This window comes from Streptomyces sp. NBC_01429, assembly GCF_036231945.1.
In the GTDB taxonomy this organism is placed as follows: domain Bacteria; phylum Actinomycetota; class Actinomycetes; order Streptomycetales; family Streptomycetaceae; genus Streptomyces.
The window spans coordinates 7,981,985-7,998,061 of the sequence record NZ_CP109599.1; the positions used below are offsets into that span (position 1 = coordinate 7,981,985).

Sequence of the window (16,077 nt, forward strand, 5' to 3'; positions counted from 1 at the left end):
CCACCATCCGCGCCACCGAGATCGTCCTGCCCGGCACGGTCGAGCCGGACGGACTGGAGGTCAGAACCCCGTGATCTTCCGGCGCCCGCCCCGGGCCAGGTTGTCCTGCGGATCGAGGCGACCGGGGTCGCGTTCGCCGAGTCCCGCACCGTCCTCGGCAAGGTCGTCCTCGTCCCCGGAACGTGACGAAGTGACCTTCGCCGACGGCGCGTCCCCGCGTCCGTGCGCTCCGGATACGTCACGGCCCACTCCAGGGCGCGCATTCCGCCCATGGAGCCCGCCGACACCAGTGCCCAGCGCTCGACGCCCAGTTCATCGGCCGGACCGGCCTCCACGGCGACCTGGTCGCGCTGGGTCAGGAACGGGAAGTCCGCGCCCCAGCCCCGCCCGTCGGGGCGGGGCGAGGACGGTCCGGTGCTGCCCTGGCAGCCGCCGAGCACGTTCGGTGCGACGACGAACCAGCGGTCCGTGTCCAGGGCCCGCCCGGCTCCGATGAGCGCGTCCCACCAGCCGGGGCGGGGTGGCCGGGTTCGGCCGGGCCGGCGGCATGGCTGTCACCGGTGAGCGCGGGCAGCACCAGCACGGCGTTGGAGCCGTCCGGGCGCCGGCCGTCCCCAGGTCTCGAACGCCAGCCGCACAGAGGGCAGTTCACCGCCCGCCTCCAGGGGAAGCGGCTTCCCCCTGACATACCACCGGCGGCGCCCGGGCGGATCTCCCTCCCGCCAGGCCCCGGAGGCCGGCGGGACCGGCCGCCGTCCCCACAAGGTCGATCGCGGTCATGACACACCCCTCTCACGGACCCGGTCGGTCATGCCGAAACGGGCCCGTACACAAAGATCAATGGATGCCCTGAAACCTACGTGACCAGGGGAAACGATGGGTAGACCGTGGAGTAAAGCCTGTGCCGGAGATCGCGGGGCCTGTGCCGGAGACCGGACACCCACCACGGCGACACGGGGCATCGCACGCCGGCGCGCCGGGCTGTCCCACCGGTCGGGACGAATGGTGGACGCACCGATCGCGGGTGTGCTTTGATCCGGCCGTGAAGACCACTGGACCGGCACACACGGTGCTGCTCGACCTGTTCTGGGTGAGCCGCCGCGCCGACCGGTTCGACCAGGTCTGTTGCTGATCGCCGTCCAGCGGTCCGCGACATCGGCCTCCCTCCTCTCCCGACTCGCTCCCGGCGCACCTCTCCACGGCCACCAGCCGCCCCCGTAGGACCTTCGTGTCGCCGCGGCCGGTCCGCCGCTGCCGCGAAGGAACTCCAACCTCCTCGGCGACGGTCTGCGCGAGGCCACCGACGCGCGTCTGCGGGTCCGCGAGCCACGGGAGGCGACGGCATGAGTCAGCTGGCGATCGCCGACCTGAGCGTGCGGATCGGGGGCACCGCCGTGGTCGAGGACATCGCCCTGGAGATGGCCCCCGGTGAACGGCTCGCGCTGATCGGCGAGTCCGGCCCGGGGAGGTCGCTCACCGCCCTCGCCGTCATGGGACTGCTCCCGGACGGCGCCGAGGCCACCGGCAGCGCGTCGGCCTGGCCATGGCCCTCGCCACCCGCCCGGCGCTGCTCATCGCCGACGAACCCACCACCGCCCTCGACGTCACCGTTCAGGCCGACCTGCTCCGGCTGCTGGACGACCTCGTGCAGCGGCACGGCACCTCGCTGCTGTTCATCAGCCACGACCTCGCCGTCGTCACCCAGCTGTGCCCCCGGGCCGCCGTGCTCAAGGACGGACGGCTCGCGGAGCAGGGCACCACCGCCGCCGTCGTACACACTCCACAACACTCCTACACACAACGGCTCGTGACAGCCGCCCGGGCGACGGGCTGGGACACTCCGGAGGCCGTCCGATGACATCGCTGCTCAGAGCGACCGGCCTCAGCAGCAGCTTCCGGCTACCGCGCACCTCGCTGCTCGCCCCGGCCGTCCACCGCCACGCCGTACGGGATATGTCGCTGGAGCTGAGGGAGGGCCGCAGCCTCGGCGTCGTGGGGGAGTCCGGCTCCGGGAAGTCGACGCTCGCCCGGCTCCTGCTCGCCCTGGACCGACCCGGTTCCGGCACGGTGCGCTACCGGAACCGTGACGTACGACCGGGTGCGCCGCGCGGGCCGGCCTGGTTCCGGCGCGAGGTCCGGATCGTGCTCCAGGACCCGATGGGCTCCCTCGGCCCGCGCGCCACCGTCCGCGACATCGTCGCCGAGCCGCTGGAGTGCCTGCGGCTGCCCGGCGACCACGACGACCGGGTGGACGAACTGCCGCGCGCCGTCGGCCTGGACCCGTCCGTACGCGGCCGGTTTCACAAGAGCACGGAAGGACCGCTTCGTGACCGGCTGGTGGGCGGGCGCCTCGGACAGGCCCAGCGAGCCGCGGCGGTGATCACCTCGTACGCCCCGGTCCCGGCGAGGCGATGGCCGTCCTCGAACGGCTCATGGGCATGGATCTACAGCCGTACGGCCTTCGCCGGACGCGTGCTCATCGGCCCGCCTCGCGCACCGGGGCGGGCAGCTGTGGTGCGGCCGCGTCGTGCGGCCGCCAGCCCAGCTCGGGCGCGATCAGATGCCGTACGTCGTGAAGGATCTGCTCGTACTCCTCACGGTGGAACTCGTACGGAAGCTCCAGGCGCAGTTCCGCGGACGCGGCGACGACGGGATCCGCGGCCAGCCGCTCCAGGATCTGTTCGGCGGTCCCCACCACGTCCGGGGCGAACAGGGTCCGTTTCGGCCCCTTCGGCGCCAGGGTGCGTGCGTGCCGACCCGCCGCGTACTCCCGGTAGCGGGCGCGGGTGGCCGCGTCGGCGCTGTCGAACGGCACGATCACGCGCCCCAGCGCGACTCGCGTCGCTCGGCCGCCGGGGAGGGTGCGGCGGTACTCGGTGAGCAGGTTCAGCTGGGCCGTGGTGAAGTCGTCGGTGTCCTCGCCGGTGACGATATTGCCGGACAGCAGATTGAGGCCGTTCGCGGCGGCCCAGCGGGTCGAGCGCAGGCTTCCTCCGCCGTACCAGATCCGGTCCACCAGTCCGGGGCTGTGCGGTTGCAGACGCGGTCGCTGGGTGTTGCCCGGCGACTGGATCACCGTGCCGGGGCCGCCGAGGTACGCGCCGCGCAGGTTGTCGACGACCCGGGCGACCCTGCCGTAGGACAGGTCGAAGGAGCGCCAGTCACCGTCGTACACGAGATCGCCGAGCAGTTCGGCGTGCGGCAGGCCCGTGCTGAAGCCGACCTGGAGCCTGCCGCGGGACAGGACGTCGGCCAGCGACAGGTCCTCGGCCAGCCGGAACGGGCTCTCGTAGCCGATCGGGATGACCGCGGTGCCCAGCTCGATCCGCTCGGTCCGCTGACCGGCCGCGGCGAGGAACACCGCGGCCGAGCCGACACCGTGTTCGAGATGGCGCTGCCGGATCCAGGCGCCGTCGAAGCCGAGCCGTTCGCCGTACTCGAACAGCCGCAGGGTCTCCTCCAAGCCGGTGTACGGGTCGGCGTCGGCGAAGTTGCCCGGGGTGAGAAAGGCCAGCGAGGTGATCCCGGGGGCGCTCATGTCGCGTTCGTCCTCATGTCGTTCTCCTGCCGTCGTCATGCCTTCGCCGTCCTGCCGGGGATCGCCGCGAGCAGTTCGCGGGTGTAGTCGTGGCGGGGGCGGGTGAAGAGGTCCTCGGGGGCGCCCGTCTCGACGATGCGGCCGGCCCGCATGACGGCCACCCGGTGCGCGATCTGGCGTACGACGGCCAGGTCGTGCGAGATGAAGAGGTACGCCACCCCGGTGTCGGCCTGTAGCTCGCCGAGCAGTTGGAGGACCTGGGCCTGGACGGAGACGTCGAGCGCGGACACCGGTTCGTCGCACACCACCAGGTCGGGAGAGAGCGCGAGGGCCCGCGCGATCGCCACGCGCTGGCGCTGCCCGCCCGACAGCTCGGCCGGCCGGCGGTCCAGCAGCGAGACGGGAAGCGCCACCCGGTCCAGCAGGTCGCGGGCCCGCGACAGCCGGGAGGCCCGGTCGCCGACCCTGAACACACGCAGCGGTTCGGTGATCACCTCGCCGATGGAGAACCTCGGATCGAGCGAGGCGTACGGGTTCTGGTAGACGAGCTGGGCCCGTCGGCGCAGCTGCCTGGCCCGGGCGCCCCGGGCGGTCGTGACATCGGCGCCGTCGAACAGGAGGCGTCCGGCGGTCGGGTCGGTCAGGCGGAGCACCAGGCGGGCGGTGGTGGACTTCCCCGAGCCGGACTCCCCGACCAGAGCCAGGGTCTGACCGCGGTGGAGGGTGAAGCTGACGTCGTCGACCGCGCGCACCGACCGGGACCCGCCGCCCGCGCGGGGCAGCCGGAACTCCTTGACCGCGCCCCGGACCTCGACCAGCGGCACCGTCCCGGTGTCCGTCGGCGCGGAGACCGGGGTACGGGACCGGGCGGTGGCCAGGCTCGGCGCACTGGCCAGCAGCTTTCTGGTGTACTCGTGCTGGGGGTCGGCGAGGACGTCGCGGGTCGCACCGGCCTCGACGACCCGCCCCCGCGACATGACGACGAGGCGCTGCGCCCGGTCGGCGGCCACTCCGAGATCGTGGGTCACCAGCAGAATCCCGGTGCCCAACTCCCGCGTGAGGCTCTGTAGATGGTCGAGGATGACCCGTTGCACGGTGACGTCGAGCGCGCTGGTCGGCTCGTCGGCGATGATCAGCTTCGGTTTCGCCGCGATGGCGATGGCGATCAGGGCCCGTTGCCGCATTCCGCCGGACAGTTCGTGCGGGTACTGCCGCGCGCGGACGGCCGCGTCGGGCAGGCCCGCCCGGTCCAGGACGGCGATCGCGTCCAGGGGCGCGGAGCGGCGGGTCGCCAGCCCGTGGATGCGCAGGACCTCGGCGACCTGCTCGCCGATGCGCTTGACCGGGTTGAGCGACACCGACGGGTCCTGGGGCACCAGGCCGATCCGCGCCCCGCGCACGGTGCGCAGCTCCGCCTCCGTCAGCCGGGTCAGGTCGTGCCGGCCGAAGCGGATCGTGCCGGAGTCGATGCTGCCGTTCGGCGCCAGGAGCCGGGTGATCGCATGGGCCGTGGTGCTCTTGCCGGATCCGGACTCGCCCACCACCGCGGTCACTTCGCCCGGCCGCACATCGAGGTCGACTCCCCGCACGGCCCGCACCCGGCCGCCCCGGGTGCGGTACGAGACCGACAGGCCGCGTATCTCCAGCGCGTCTCCCTGCCCGGGGTCCGGGGCGGTGTCCGCGTCGATGTCCGGGGCGGTGTCCGGTGTGGTCCTCACGTTCTCACCCGTTCCGAGGTCGTTCGTCACATGACCGGTCATCGCTGCCTGGACCATTCGCCGTCCAGCGCCCGCGCGACGCGGTTGGTGGCCAGTACCGTCGCGGCGATCGCCAGCCCGGGCAGCGCGGTGAGCCACCAGGCGTTGGCCAGGTAGTTGCGGCCGTCGGAGATCAGCGTTCCCCACTCGGGGGCCGGTGGCGGGGCTCCGTAGCCGAGGAAGCTCAGCGCCGACACGGCCAGGATCGAGGAGCCGAAATCGAGGGTGGCCAGCACGATCACCGGGCCGGCGGCGTTGGGCAGCACATGCCGGCCCAGCACGGAGTACCAGCGGGCCCCGCACGAACGGGACGCCTCGACGAAGACCGCCTGCCGTACCCGTAGCACCTCCGCCCGTGTCACGCGGGCGAACCCGGCGACGCTGGCGACCCCGACCGCGACCGCCACCTTCACCGTCCCGTATCCCAGCGCGGTGACCAGGGCCAGGGACAGGAACAGCGCCGGGATCGACAGCAGTACGTCGACGAAGCGCATCAGCACGTCGTCGACCCAGCGGCCGACGAACCCGGCGACCAGACCGAGCAGGCTGCCGACCACGAAGGCGACCGCCACCGCGATCAGTGTCGCCTTCAGCGACAGTTGGGCCCCGTGGACCACGCGGGAGAACACGTCACGCCCCAGCTCGTCCGTACCGAACCAGTGCGCGCCGCTCGGGCCCCGGAAGTTCCGCGCCGGCACCCCCTTCAGCGGATCCCGCGAGGTGAACAGCTCCGGCCAGAACGAGGCCAGCACCACCAGGACGACGACGAGGACCGACAGCAGCAGGCCAGGCCGGCGCAGCAGGAACCGCAGGACCCGTCGCACGTCGACGCGTCCCCCCGACGCGGGCGCGGTTCCCGGATCGGCCGGCCGTGCGAGGCCGCGCGCGGCGTCGGTGGTGTCATGGGCGAGATCCTGGCTCATGCGAGACCCGCCTTCCGGCCCGGGGCAACCACGATCCGCGGATCGAGCAGCGGATAGACGAGATCGACGATCAGGTTCGTCAGCACGAAGATCAGCGCCCCGAACACCACCACCCCCTGGACCAGCGGAATGTCCTGTGCCGTCACAGCTGCCGCCGTCACCCGGCCGAGGCCGTCCCGCGCGAACACCGTCTCGACGACCACCGAACCGGCGATCAGCTGCCCGACCAGCAGGCCCACCACCGTCAGCGCCGGCAGCGACGCGTTGCGCAGCGCGTGCCGCAGATGGATCCGCCACCGGCCGGCGCCCTTGGCCCGGGCGGTCTCCACATAGGCCTGGTCCAGCGCGGTCAGCAGGCTCTTGGCCAGCACCTGCGCGACCTGCGCGCCGGTCGGGATCGCCAGCGTCACGGCGGGCAGGATCAGCCCCCGCGCCCCGTCGTTGCCGAAGGCCGGGAACCAGCGCAACCGGAAGGAGAACGCCTCCACGAGCAGCAGCCCCACCCAGAACGTGGGCACCGACACCCCCAGCGGCGGCAGCGACAGCAGCAGCTGCCGCAGCGACCGCTGAGTGGTGTACGTCGCCAGCACCGCCAGACCGCCGCCGAGGACCACCGCGAGCAGCAGCGCGGCACCGGTCAACTGGAGGGTCTGCGGCAGCGCGTCGGCCAGTGTCGAGGTCACCGGACGGCCGGTGGAGATGGCGTCGCCGAAGTCCCCGCGTACCGCCCTGCCGAGGTAGTCGGCGTACTGCACCAGCACCGGCTTGTCGAAGCCGTACTGATGCCGCAGCGCGGCGAGCTGCGCCGGATCGATCTCGGCCGAGTCCGATCCGGCGCCGGCCATCGCCGAGACCGGATCACCGGGCAGGTAGTCCAGCACGAGGAACGACACCGTGTAGGCCGCCCACAGCACACCGACCGCCTGCGCGAGACGTTTGATCACATAGCGGCGCATGCGCTAGCCGATCCAGGTGTCGTGCAGCTGGATGCGGCTGGACGCTTCAAAGTCGAGATTGTGCACCTTGTTCGCCACGCCCAGCTGGGTCTGGAGTTCCACCACCGGCACGACATAGGCGTTCCGCACGATCAACTGCTGTGCCTTGCCGACAAGTTCTGTCCGCTCGGCCGGATCGGTGGTTGCCGCCTGCCGGGTCAGCAGCGAGTCCAGGGGACTCGCCGGTATGCGGTAGGCGTTGGCCAGCCCGGTGGAGTACTGGGTGCGCAGGATGTCCGGATCGGCCCGGGTGAGGTTGCCCCACAGCCCGTCGAAGTCCCCGGACTGCTGCGTCTGAGCGATCTGGGAGATCTGCAACTGCTTGAGCACCACGTCGATGCCGACGGCCTTGAGCTGCTGCTGGATCAGCTCCAGCGCCGGCTGGTTCGTGGCCGAGTTCGCGAACCACTTGACGGTCAGGCGCAGTCTGGCGCCGTCCTTGGAGCGGATGCCGTCGCCGCCCGTCCTCCAGCCCGCCGAGTCCAGCAGGGACGTGGCCTTCGCGGCGTCGTGGGCCAGCGCCGTGCCCAGGTCCTTGTAGTCCGGTGTGGTGTGCGCCAGGATGCTGCTCGCCGGCCGGGTGCCGGTCGGGTACACCGTGTCGGCGATCTGCTTCCGGTCGATGGCGTACAGGATCGCCTGCCGCACCCGGACATCCTTCAGAACCGGCCGGGAGTTGTTCAGCCCCAGGTTGAAGACCGAACCGGGATTGGCCCGCCGCGCCAGGCGCACCTGGCCGCCCTTCAGCGTCGCCTCGTCGGCCTTGCCGACGCCGCCGATCGCGTCGACCTGGCCGGACCGCAGACTGCCGACGCGCACACCGGCCTCCGGCACCACCTTGAACACCAGCTTGTCGAGATACGCCTCGCCCTTCTTGCGCCAGAGCGGGGAGCCCCAGGCGTAACCGGTGCGCCTGGCCAGGGTGATCGACTGGTTCTGCACGTAGTCCTTCAGTACGAAGGGTCCGGATCCGATCACGCCCTCCGCGCACTTGCGCTCCGGCGTCCTGCGCACACTCGCCGCCGACTCGATCCCCAGCGAGTGCGTGGAAGTGGCCTGAAGGAACTGCGCGTTGGGCTGCTGGAACTTCACCCGGACCGTGAGCGGATCGATCGCGGTGGTGCTCTCCACGCCGCTCAGGTAGCCCTTGGCGAGGGGCGCCAGGGCGCCGAGCCTGGGCACCGCGTCGAAGTTGTCCTTGACCACCCGCGCGGTCAGCTTCGTCCCGTCGCTGAAGGTGACACCTGATCTCAGATGGAAGGTGAACGTCGTGGCGTCCGAGCTGATGTCCCAGCTCTTCGCCAGCCACGGGGTGATCCTGCCGGTCTTCGGGTCCTGGTCGGTGAGGGAGTCCACGACCTGCCGCAGCGAGTAGATGGTGTCGTTGCTTCCCACCTGCTGGGGATCCACGCAGCCGGTGTCGGAACTCACCGCGAAGGTCAGGGTGCCGCCGGACTTCGCCCGGCCGTCGGTGCCGGTGCCGGGGTCCGCGCCGCCCGACCCGCAGGCGGTCAGCAGGACGCTGGTGGTCACGAGGGTGGCCAGCGCCGCCCATCGGGCGGGCCGGAGACCCGGATGTGGTGTCACGGAGGATTCTCCTACTCGTGTCGCCAGTCACGTGATGCCGTACGGATCACGGCTGCGCGTGGGCGTGCCGCCCCCGGCCGGCGCTGTGCCGACGACGGGGGAGTGCTGTTCGGGCGGGGGCAGACGGAGCCGGGTGCCGGCGGCCGCGGAACAGGTCCGCGCACACCGACAGCACCGCGAGAGGCCGCGGGATGCCTGCTGGAGCTACGGGCGACGACGGACGTCAGTCGGCCGTGGGGACGCCGATCAGCCGTGACACAGACAGCTGGTGAAGCGCTGCAGGTCGATGTGGCGGCGGCGCGAGAGCCGGGAGAACACCGTCGCGGCCACGAGGGAGACGTTCGAGGCACTCAGGTCGCTGCTGTGCCGCATGCCGGTCCTCCACATCTCCGGCCCCCGTCACGGGGGCCACACGCTTGCAGAGATCGTCGGTGATCCTGCCGGGCTTTCACCTGGAGCACCCCACCGCGCCGGAGGGTTGCCGGTCAGCAAGCCAGGGCTGGACGCTGACACTCGATGCCGATCGTGATCGTACGGAGCGGCGCCGTAAAACGTCAATGCCCCGTTACGGGTGCCGGGCGGGCGGGACCGGGCCGCACAGCGTCAGCGCGACGGCGCTCCCGCCGGTCCACCGGAGGAACTCCCGCCGGTTCGCCGGAGGAAGGGGACCAGGGCCCGTCGCCCACGCTCGGGACGGGCACCTGACCCCGGGGACTCAGGCCGCGTCGGGCGCCGCGTCGGCCCTGCCCCGGAAGGCGGGGTGCTCGCCGAGGCGACGTACGTAGTCCCGGAGCAGGGGGTACGGACGGAGAGTGTTGCCCGGGCCGAGATGGACGAGCGCCACCCACAGGTCCACGTCCGCGGCCGTCAGCTCCTCGCCCAGCGCGTACGGGCGGCAGGCGAGGTGACGGTCCAGCAGCTGAAGCGCCGCCGATCGTCCCGAAGGCTGCGCGGCCGGGGTGACGTCCCGGTCCAGCAGGTCGCGGAGGGCGTCGATGTCGGAGGCGAGAACCGGCGGGTTGAGGTCGGAGGAGCGGGCACCGTCGTGGCCGGAGAGCAGGCCCGCCAGGCCGCGGAGGATGTCGGGGGTGTGGTCACTGACGATGCGTCCGCTCCAGCGGTCGCGCAGCGCGGGCACCGTCAGCGGCCCGTCGTAATGGTGCACCGTGGCCTCGTACGCGTTGCGCAGTGAGGCGAAGCCGTCCGGCGTCCCGGCGGGATGGGTCAGGAGCGTCGTGGCGACCGAGCCCTTGAGGCCGAGCAGGTCGAGGGTGATCGAGATGCGCAGCGAACGGGGACAACTCGCCGACAGATAGAGGTCATAGCGGTGCGGTGCCGGGTAGAAGCCGCCGGCCAGGCCGACGCCGATCCGGCTGTGGACGCGGTGCGGACGGGGGGACCCCGTGGTCGTCCTGGGGCGGAGCCCCGAGGGGAACGGACTCTGGTGACAGCCGACGGACGTGGCTGTGCTGGAGATGCGCATAGCTGTCTCGGGCATGACTCTCCCTTGGGGAACGAGGAGGCCACCGCCGCCTTGTGGGCACCAGCGGCCGAATGCGGAGCGACTGCGCTCTTCCGCACGGTCCGGATCGCACGGACCGCCGACGGATCAGTAAGCGCTGGAGACACGCAACAGATCGATGTGCAGGCGCCTCGTCAAGCCGTTCCTGGGCATTGCCACCCGTCTTACCTCCGGGGCCCGCGAGACGCGAGACCACGCTTGCCCCGCCGCGCCGGCGGGACCTGGTCGTCACCCGGAGCACCCCGTCGCGGTGGAAGGGTTGCCTGTCGGCGGGCCGGGGCCGATGACCACATGAGCGGGCGTACCCGCGCCGTGGCGCTGACAATCGTGACCGTCCACATCAGTCTCGGTGCACTGCGTGACGGCGTCAAGAAAGCCGAGCGTGCGGTCTCACCTGATGGTCACTCGCATTGACTTCCTTTTCGGGACATGCCTAACGTGCGGCGCACAGCGAGGGCCCCGGGGGCCGGAGAAGTGATGGTGACAGCGATGTACGCAGCTGACGGGACGGCCGCACGGCGGCGCCCCGGCCGCGTCCTGCCGCGCGCGGACCACTCCGTCGCCCCGCTGCGCGTCAACGGCACGCCGTGCGCGGCCGCTTGTCGCGCCCTCTGTCGAGGCTGACGGCTCTCCGAGTCTTTGACGACCACCGCTGTCGCGGTGTGCCCTCTGTCGCGCCATCTCCGTCCCCGCCCCCGTCCCGTGTCCCGCGGGTACTTGTGCGTCACCTCGTGCTGATCCGTTTCCGCTCGGCGCGGTGCCGCAGCCCGCCGCGGTCCGGGGCGTCCGAATCCGCTGGAGCCCCCCATGAGTGAATCTCCCGGCATCGCCGCGTCCTCCGGGCCGGTACCGCCCGCCTTGACCATTTCCCGCCCCGCCGCGCCGAGCTTCCCGGGGGCGCGGCGAGCCCTTCCGTTCCGGCGCCCCGGTCGTGGGATCAGCACGGTCGTCGTGCTCGCGTTCGTGCTGCTCGCCCGGATCGCCCACGGACTGGTGACCAACCCCTGGGACCGGTTCCCGTACTGGTTCCTGCGCCCGACGATCCTCGACGGCCCGCTCACCGAGCGGAAGGACTGACGCCCGCCTCGGCCCCGGCCCCGACGGAGGAACCGGGCCGCCGCGCGATGCCCGTACGGCTGACGTGGCGGCCCGCCCTGACCTACGATCGGTACGTGGTCGCCGACAGCCGATCCTCCGCCGCGTGCCGCCTTGTGCCGTACGACCGCTGTTGTTGTTGACCTGCTGACCCGTTGACCCGATGAGCTTCGGTTCGGCGACGAGCCGATCCGCTCGCCCCGCGTCCCGCGCGCCCCGCCGACCGGGCGGATCACCCGATCGCCCACCTCCCGCCGGCCTTGGCCCACCGCCCCGCGGTTCCGGCCGCCGACCGTGCCCGTACATACCTCCGTACGGCACCGGTGGCGGGCTCCGTTCTGTCCCCCCACTCTCCAGGGAGCAGCCGCCCATGCGCACCGACGAGTCCACGTACGACCGACGCCGCCTGCGCCAATGGCTGGCCGGTGAGGCCAGAGCCGAGGGGGTGTCCCGGCGCGATCTGCTGCGGCTGGCCGCCGCTGCGGGCGTGCTGACGAGGCTGACCGGCCGGCCCGACCGCGCGGCGGCGGACACCCCCGCGCCCGGCTCCGGGATCGTCAAGCCGCTGCCGCCGGAGCTGTTCACGATCCGGGGCACCAACGCCGAGACCAACTGGACCGCGCTGCGCGGTACGGGATTCCACACGCCGGTGGACCGGTTCTTCGTGCGCAACCACACCTCGACCCCGCGCCTGGACGCGGCCGACTGGCGGCTCATGGTCCCGGCGCAGGTTGGGGCGTCAGCTGAACGCGCGGCGGTAGCTGTGCGGACTGACACCGGTCGTCTTCTTGAATCGGTCGCGAAAGGCGGTGGGTGAGCCGAAGCCGACCTGGGCCCCGATCCGTTCGACGGTGTGGTGGGTGGATTCCAGCAGGTGTTGGGCCTGGCGGACGCGGGCGCGGTGGAGCCACTGGAGAGGGGTGGTACCGGTCTGTTCCCGGAAGCGGCGTATCAGCGTTCGGGTACTCGTTCCGGCGTGGGCGGCGATGTCCGCGAGGGTGAGGTCGGCACCGAGATTGTCCTGGAGCCAGGCGAGGAGGGGTTCGAGGGTGCCGCCCCGAGGGGTGGGCGCGTAGTCGTGGACGATGAACTGCGCCTGCCCGCCCTCGCGTTCCAGGGGCATCACGGACAGCCGGGCGGCGTCGGCGGCGACCGCCGAGCCGTAGTCCTTGCGGATCATGTGCAGGCACAGGTCAAGTCCGGCGGCGGCGCCGGCCGAGGTGAGGATCTGGCCGTTGTCGACGTAGAGGACGTCCGGGTCGACCGCGACGTCCGGGAAGAGGCCGGCGAGAAGGTCGGCCGCGATCCAGTGGGTGGTGGCGCGCAGGCCGTCCAGGAGCCCGGTGGCGGCCAGGGGGAAAGTGCCCGAGCAGATGGAGGCGATGCGCGTGCCTGCCTGGGCGGCGTCCCGCAGCGCGTCGCGGACCGCGGTGCTGAGCGGTGCGGCGGGGCTGGCGGTACCGGGCACGATGATCGTGTCCGCGCCGTCGAGCCCCTCCAGTCCCCAGGGCGCGCGAAGGGTGAAGGCGCCCGCGTCGGTCTCGGTCTGCTCGGCGCACACGCGGATCTGGTAGCCGGGGCGGCCGTCCGGGAGACGGGTACGGGTGAAGACCTCGATCGGGGTGGAGAGGTCGAACGGAATGACCTGGTCCAGCGCCAGGACGGCGACGGTATGCATGACTGGAACGTACCTGTCCACCGGGAAACGGTCACGGGGTTCCGGGGCCGGGAATCCGCGATTTTCCCTGGTCGGACGGGCAGTCCCGGACATGGCGTTTTCCCGTTGGAAGGTGTCGGTAATGCCTCTGGGAGGCAGGGTGGCGGCCGGTTAGCGTCGTGAGCGAACCCGGCGCCGACCGGGCCGGCCGTACCTGGAGGCCCCTTCCCATGCACGCCCAGATCGTCCTGTTCGACGGTTTCGACCCGCTCGACGTCATCGCGCCGTACGAAGTGCTGTACGCGGGAGGTACCGCCTCCGGCGGCCTGGTGAGCGTGGAGCTCGTCTCCGCCGAAGGGCCGCGCGAGGTGGTCAGTGGCACCGGGGGTCTGGCGCTGCGCGCCACGGCCGCCCTCGAACCCGCACGAGGGGGCCTGGTCCTGGTACCCGGGGCCTCGGGACGCGTCGGAGAGCCCGGCGAGGTCCCCGACCACGACGCCGGTGCGGGGGAGCCGCAACAGGACGAATTCATCCCCGTGCTGCTGGGCCGCACTCTGACCACCGAGCTTCCCGCACTGCTGAAGGCGGCGATGGACAGCCCCGACGTGACCGTCGGCGCGGTGTGCGGCGGTTCGCTCGTCCTGGCCATGGCCGGCCTGCTGGAAGGCCGCCACGCCACCACCCACCACAGGGGACTGGACATGCTCGACGCCACCGGCGCCCACGCCGTGCGTGCCCGCGTCGTCGACGACGGGGACCTCGTCACCGGCGCCGGTGTCACCTCCGGGCTCGACCTGGGTCTGTACCTCCTGGAGCGCGAGGCCGGCCCACGGATCGCCCACGCCGTCGAGGAACTCTTCGCCCACGAGCGCCGCGGCACCGTCTGGCGCGACGAGGGCCCGGCACCCGTCGCCCTCTGACCACACCGTCCTCGCCCGCACACCTGTAGCGCGCACCACACCCGTGAGGAAGAACGAACATGCCCGTCGAAGGCACCTGGGACCTGTCCATCTCCACGCCCATCGGCAGGATCAAGGCCGCGGTCGAACTCCTCCGCACCGAGGGCGCCCTGACCGGGTTGGCCCGCGGCGCGGGAGAGGAAGTGCCGCTCAACGGCCTTGTCCTGGAAGGCGACCGGCTCACCTGGAAGCAGGCCATCACCAAACCCGTGCGCCTGAACCTGGCCTTCGACGTGACGGTCGACGGCGACACCCTGGCCGGCACCTCCAAGGCCGGACGCCTGCCCGCGTCCAAGGTCACCGGCCGACGCCGTACCGTCCGGACGGCCACGGAACACTGACCATGACGAAACTCCTTCTCTCCCTGCACGTCCTGGCCGCAGTCCTGGCCATCGGTCCGGTGACCGCCGCCGCGAGCATGTTCCCCAAAGCCCTGCGCCGCGCCCACAGCGACCCCGGCGGCGGCGAGGCCCTCACGACCCTGCGGACGCTGCACCGTATCTGCCGCGTCTACGCGGCCATCGGCCTCGCGGTACCCGTCTTCGGATTCGCCACGGCCGGCAGCCTCGGCGTCCTCGGCAGCCCATGGCTGATCACCTCGATCATCCTGACCGCCGCGGCCGCCGCCCTGCTGGCCCTGCGGATTCTCCCCACCCAGGACGCGGCCCTCACCGACGCACAAGCCTCCGGCTCCGGTCTTGGTTCCGACTCCGGCCCTGCCACCGGCTCCGGCCCTGCGGCGGCCGCCCGCCTGGCCATGCTCACCGGCGTCTTCAACCTGCTGTGGGCCACGGTCACCGTCCTGATGATCATCCGTCCCGGCTCCACCACAGGAGCATGACCGTGTCCCTCCGCCCCCTGCGCATCGCCGCACACACCGAACTCGTCTCACTGATCATCATGCTCACCAACCTCGCCACCGCCCACCTCGGACCCGTCTCCTCCCTGATGGGACCCACCCACGGCTGCGCCTACCTGTTCGTCGTCATCGCCACCTGGCGCCTCAAGCCGGCCACGGCCGCCACCAAAGCCGTCGCGGTCATTCCCGGCATCGGCGGTCTTCTGGCACTGCGCGGGCTCCGCCGGCCCACGGCCCCTTCGGTGAACAACGCGGGGATGCCGATCGGACCCGGACGGCATGGCGGCCGACCGGACTGAGATCGGCCGGCCCGCTGACCGTACGAGCCCGGACGCGCCCGCGTACGGCGCGGGTGACGACCCTGCCCCGCCGACCAACTGCCCGGGTGACACCTGGGCGCCGCGCGAATTCACGCGCGCGGCAGCGAGGCAGGGTAGGCAGAGGAGGCAGAGGCACCTCTCAGCAGTCCTCGCGTCCCAGGTCGACCGGACGCCGGCCCTCTCAGGCGTGTGCGCCGGCCTCGTACGTCCCGTACTGAGGCCGCCCGGTCGGCTCGTACACCTGGGCCACGACTCCGCTCGGTGTCGTCTCGCTGCTCAGCAGGCGCAGCCCGGCCTGAACGCCGTTGTCCGGGAAGAGCCGCCGGCCACTGCCCACCACCACTGGCGCGACCATCAGCCGCACCTCGTCGATCAGGCCGTCGGCCAGCAGGGACGCGCCGAGGCGGGCACTGCCGTGGATCTGCAGCTCCCCTCCGGGCTGCCGCTTCAACTCCGCGACCCGAGCCGGTACATCCTCGGAGAGGATCGTGGTCGGCTCCCAGGCGGCCTCGGTCAGGCTGCGTGAGGCCACGTACTTCGGCAGACCGTTGAGCTTGCTGGCGATCGGGTCGTCCGGGTCGTTCATCTTCGGCCAGTCCCGCGCGAAGTTGTCATAGGTACGGCGACCGAACAGGAACGCGTCCACCCCACCGATCCAGCCCGTGACGATCCGCATGAACGCGTCGTCGAGGTGCGGGACCAGCCAGCCGCCCCGGGTGAACCCGTCGCTGGTGTCCTCCTGCGGGGATCCGGGACCCTGCGCCACCCCGTCCAGCGACAGGAACTCCTGTAGAACCAACTTCACAGCGCACTGCCTTTCCTCGGCCCCGAGCCGCCTGTCGGCCCGGCCCAGTGGAGACCGCCC

15 protein-coding genes, 4 pseudogenes and 2 riboswitches are annotated in these 16,077 nt (G+C 71.8%); of the genes and pseudogenes, 8 read left to right on the forward strand and 11 right to left on the reverse strand.

What is annotated here, in order from left to right:
- Positions 1-215: 215 nt before the first annotated feature.
- Positions 216-764 (reverse strand): annotated as a pseudogene (locus tag OG627_RS34850) (alpha/beta fold hydrolase); the annotation flags it as partial.
- Between the two features lie 779 nt (positions 765-1,543).
- On the opposite strand from OG627_RS34850, the gene OG627_RS35625 reads away from it, so the two are divergent.
- Both OG627_RS35625 and OG627_RS34860 read left to right on the forward strand, forming a co-directional pair.
- Positions 1,544-1,858 carry a hypothetical protein gene (locus tag OG627_RS35625; RefSeq protein ID WP_443073596.1) on the forward strand — a complete coding sequence of 105 codons (315 nt, stop codon included), beginning with the start codon at positions 1,544-1,546 and terminating at the stop codon, positions 1,856-1,858.
- A gap of 95 nt (positions 1,859-1,953) precedes the next feature.
- A pseudogene (locus OG627_RS34860) lies at positions 1,954-2,223 on the forward strand (ATP-binding cassette domain-containing protein); the annotation flags it as partial.
- Between the two features lie 253 nt (positions 2,224-2,476).
- On the opposite strand, the gene OG627_RS34865 reads toward OG627_RS34860, so the two are convergent.
- From OG627_RS34865 to OG627_RS35630, 8 genes are all read right to left on the reverse strand, one after another.
- Entirely contained in the window at positions 2,477-3,538 is a 1,062-nt protein-coding gene (locus tag OG627_RS34865) for an LLM class flavin-dependent oxidoreductase (protein ID WP_329072067.1), read from the reverse strand.
- Positions 3,539-3,573: 35 nt separating this feature from the next.
- On the reverse strand, positions 3,574-5,313 hold the full coding sequence (locus tag OG627_RS34870) for an ABC transporter ATP-binding protein (protein WP_329072069.1): 1,740 nt from the start codon (positions 5,311-5,313) through the stop codon (positions 3,574-3,576).
- Positions 5,295-6,218: an ABC transporter permease gene (locus OG627_RS34875; protein ID WP_329072070.1), complete on the reverse strand. Its 924-nt coding sequence runs from the start codon at positions 6,216-6,218 to the stop codon at positions 5,295-5,297. The genes OG627_RS34870 and OG627_RS34875 overlap by 19 nt, the downstream gene beginning before the upstream one ends.
- Positions 6,215-7,174, reverse strand: coding sequence for an ABC transporter permease (locus OG627_RS34880; RefSeq protein ID WP_329072072.1), 960 nt, complete (start codon positions 7,172-7,174; stop codon positions 6,215-6,217). Before OG627_RS34880 ends, OG627_RS34875 begins: the two co-directional genes overlap by 4 nt.
- A gap of 3 nt (positions 7,175-7,177) precedes the next feature.
- Entirely contained in the window at positions 7,178-8,800 is a 1,623-nt protein-coding gene (locus OG627_RS34885; protein ID WP_329072075.1) for an ABC transporter substrate-binding protein, read from the reverse strand.
- A 246-nt stretch (positions 8,801-9,046) separates the two neighbouring features.
- Positions 9,047-9,172 carry a putative leader peptide gene (locus tag OG627_RS34890; protein ID WP_329072078.1) on the reverse strand — a complete coding sequence of 42 codons (126 nt, stop codon included), beginning with the start codon at positions 9,170-9,172 and terminating at the stop codon, positions 9,047-9,049.
- Between the two features lie 35 nt (positions 9,173-9,207).
- Positions 9,208-9,321: riboswitch (SAM riboswitch) on the reverse strand.
- A 194-nt stretch (positions 9,322-9,515) separates the two neighbouring features.
- Entirely contained in the window at positions 9,516-10,298 is a 783-nt protein-coding gene (locus OG627_RS34895; RefSeq protein ID WP_329072081.1) for a glutathione S-transferase C-terminal domain-containing protein, read from the reverse strand.
- A 111-nt stretch (positions 10,299-10,409) separates the two neighbouring features.
- Positions 10,410-10,475 (reverse strand): putative leader peptide, encoded by a 66-nt coding sequence (locus OG627_RS35630; protein WP_351121255.1) that lies wholly within the window; start codon positions 10,473-10,475, stop codon positions 10,410-10,412.
- 36 nt (positions 10,476-10,511) lie between these two features.
- Positions 10,512-10,655, reverse strand: a riboswitch (SAM riboswitch).
- Positions 10,656-11,129: 474 nt separating this feature from the next.
- On the opposite strand from OG627_RS35630, the pseudogene OG627_RS34900 reads away from it, so the two are divergent.
- Both OG627_RS34900 and OG627_RS34905 read left to right on the forward strand, forming a co-directional pair.
- A pseudogene (locus OG627_RS34900) lies at positions 11,130-11,381 on the forward strand (amino acid ABC transporter permease); the annotation flags it as partial.
- A 406-nt stretch (positions 11,382-11,787) separates the two neighbouring features.
- A pseudogene (locus OG627_RS34905) lies at positions 11,788-12,138 on the forward strand (sulfite oxidase); the annotation flags it as partial.
- A gap of 18 nt (positions 12,139-12,156) precedes the next feature.
- Here OG627_RS34905 and OG627_RS34910 read toward each other — a convergent pair.
- Positions 12,157-13,095, reverse strand: coding sequence for a GlxA family transcriptional regulator (locus OG627_RS34910; protein ID WP_329072083.1), 939 nt, complete (start codon positions 13,093-13,095; stop codon positions 12,157-12,159).
- A 209-nt stretch (positions 13,096-13,304) separates the two neighbouring features.
- Between OG627_RS34910 and OG627_RS34915 the strand changes: the two genes are divergently transcribed.
- The 4 genes from OG627_RS34915 to OG627_RS34930 are packed head-to-tail and all read left to right on the forward strand — an operon-like array spanning position 13,305 to position 15,191.
- Positions 13,305-13,994: a DJ-1/PfpI family protein gene (locus OG627_RS34915; RefSeq protein WP_329072085.1), complete on the forward strand. Its 690-nt coding sequence runs from the start codon at positions 13,305-13,307 to the stop codon at positions 13,992-13,994.
- A gap of 59 nt (positions 13,995-14,053) precedes the next feature.
- Entirely contained in the window at positions 14,054-14,374 is a 321-nt protein-coding gene (locus OG627_RS34920; protein ID WP_329072086.1) for a hypothetical protein, read from the forward strand.
- A 2-nt stretch (positions 14,375-14,376) separates the two neighbouring features.
- Positions 14,377-14,874: a hypothetical protein gene (locus tag OG627_RS34925; protein ID WP_329072088.1), complete on the forward strand. Its 498-nt coding sequence runs from the start codon at positions 14,377-14,379 to the stop codon at positions 14,872-14,874.
- Positions 14,871-15,191 carry a hypothetical protein gene (locus OG627_RS34930; protein ID WP_329072090.1) on the forward strand — a complete coding sequence of 107 codons (321 nt, stop codon included), beginning with the start codon at positions 14,871-14,873 and terminating at the stop codon, positions 15,189-15,191. Before OG627_RS34925 ends, OG627_RS34930 begins: the two co-directional genes overlap by 4 nt.
- Positions 15,192-15,393: 202 nt before the next feature.
- Here OG627_RS34930 and OG627_RS34935 read toward each other — a convergent pair whose 3' ends face one another.
- Positions 15,394-16,017, reverse strand: coding sequence for a dihydrofolate reductase family protein (locus tag OG627_RS34935; protein WP_329072092.1), 624 nt, complete (start codon positions 16,015-16,017; stop codon positions 15,394-15,396).
- Between the last annotated feature and the right edge of the window lie 60 nt (positions 16,018-16,077).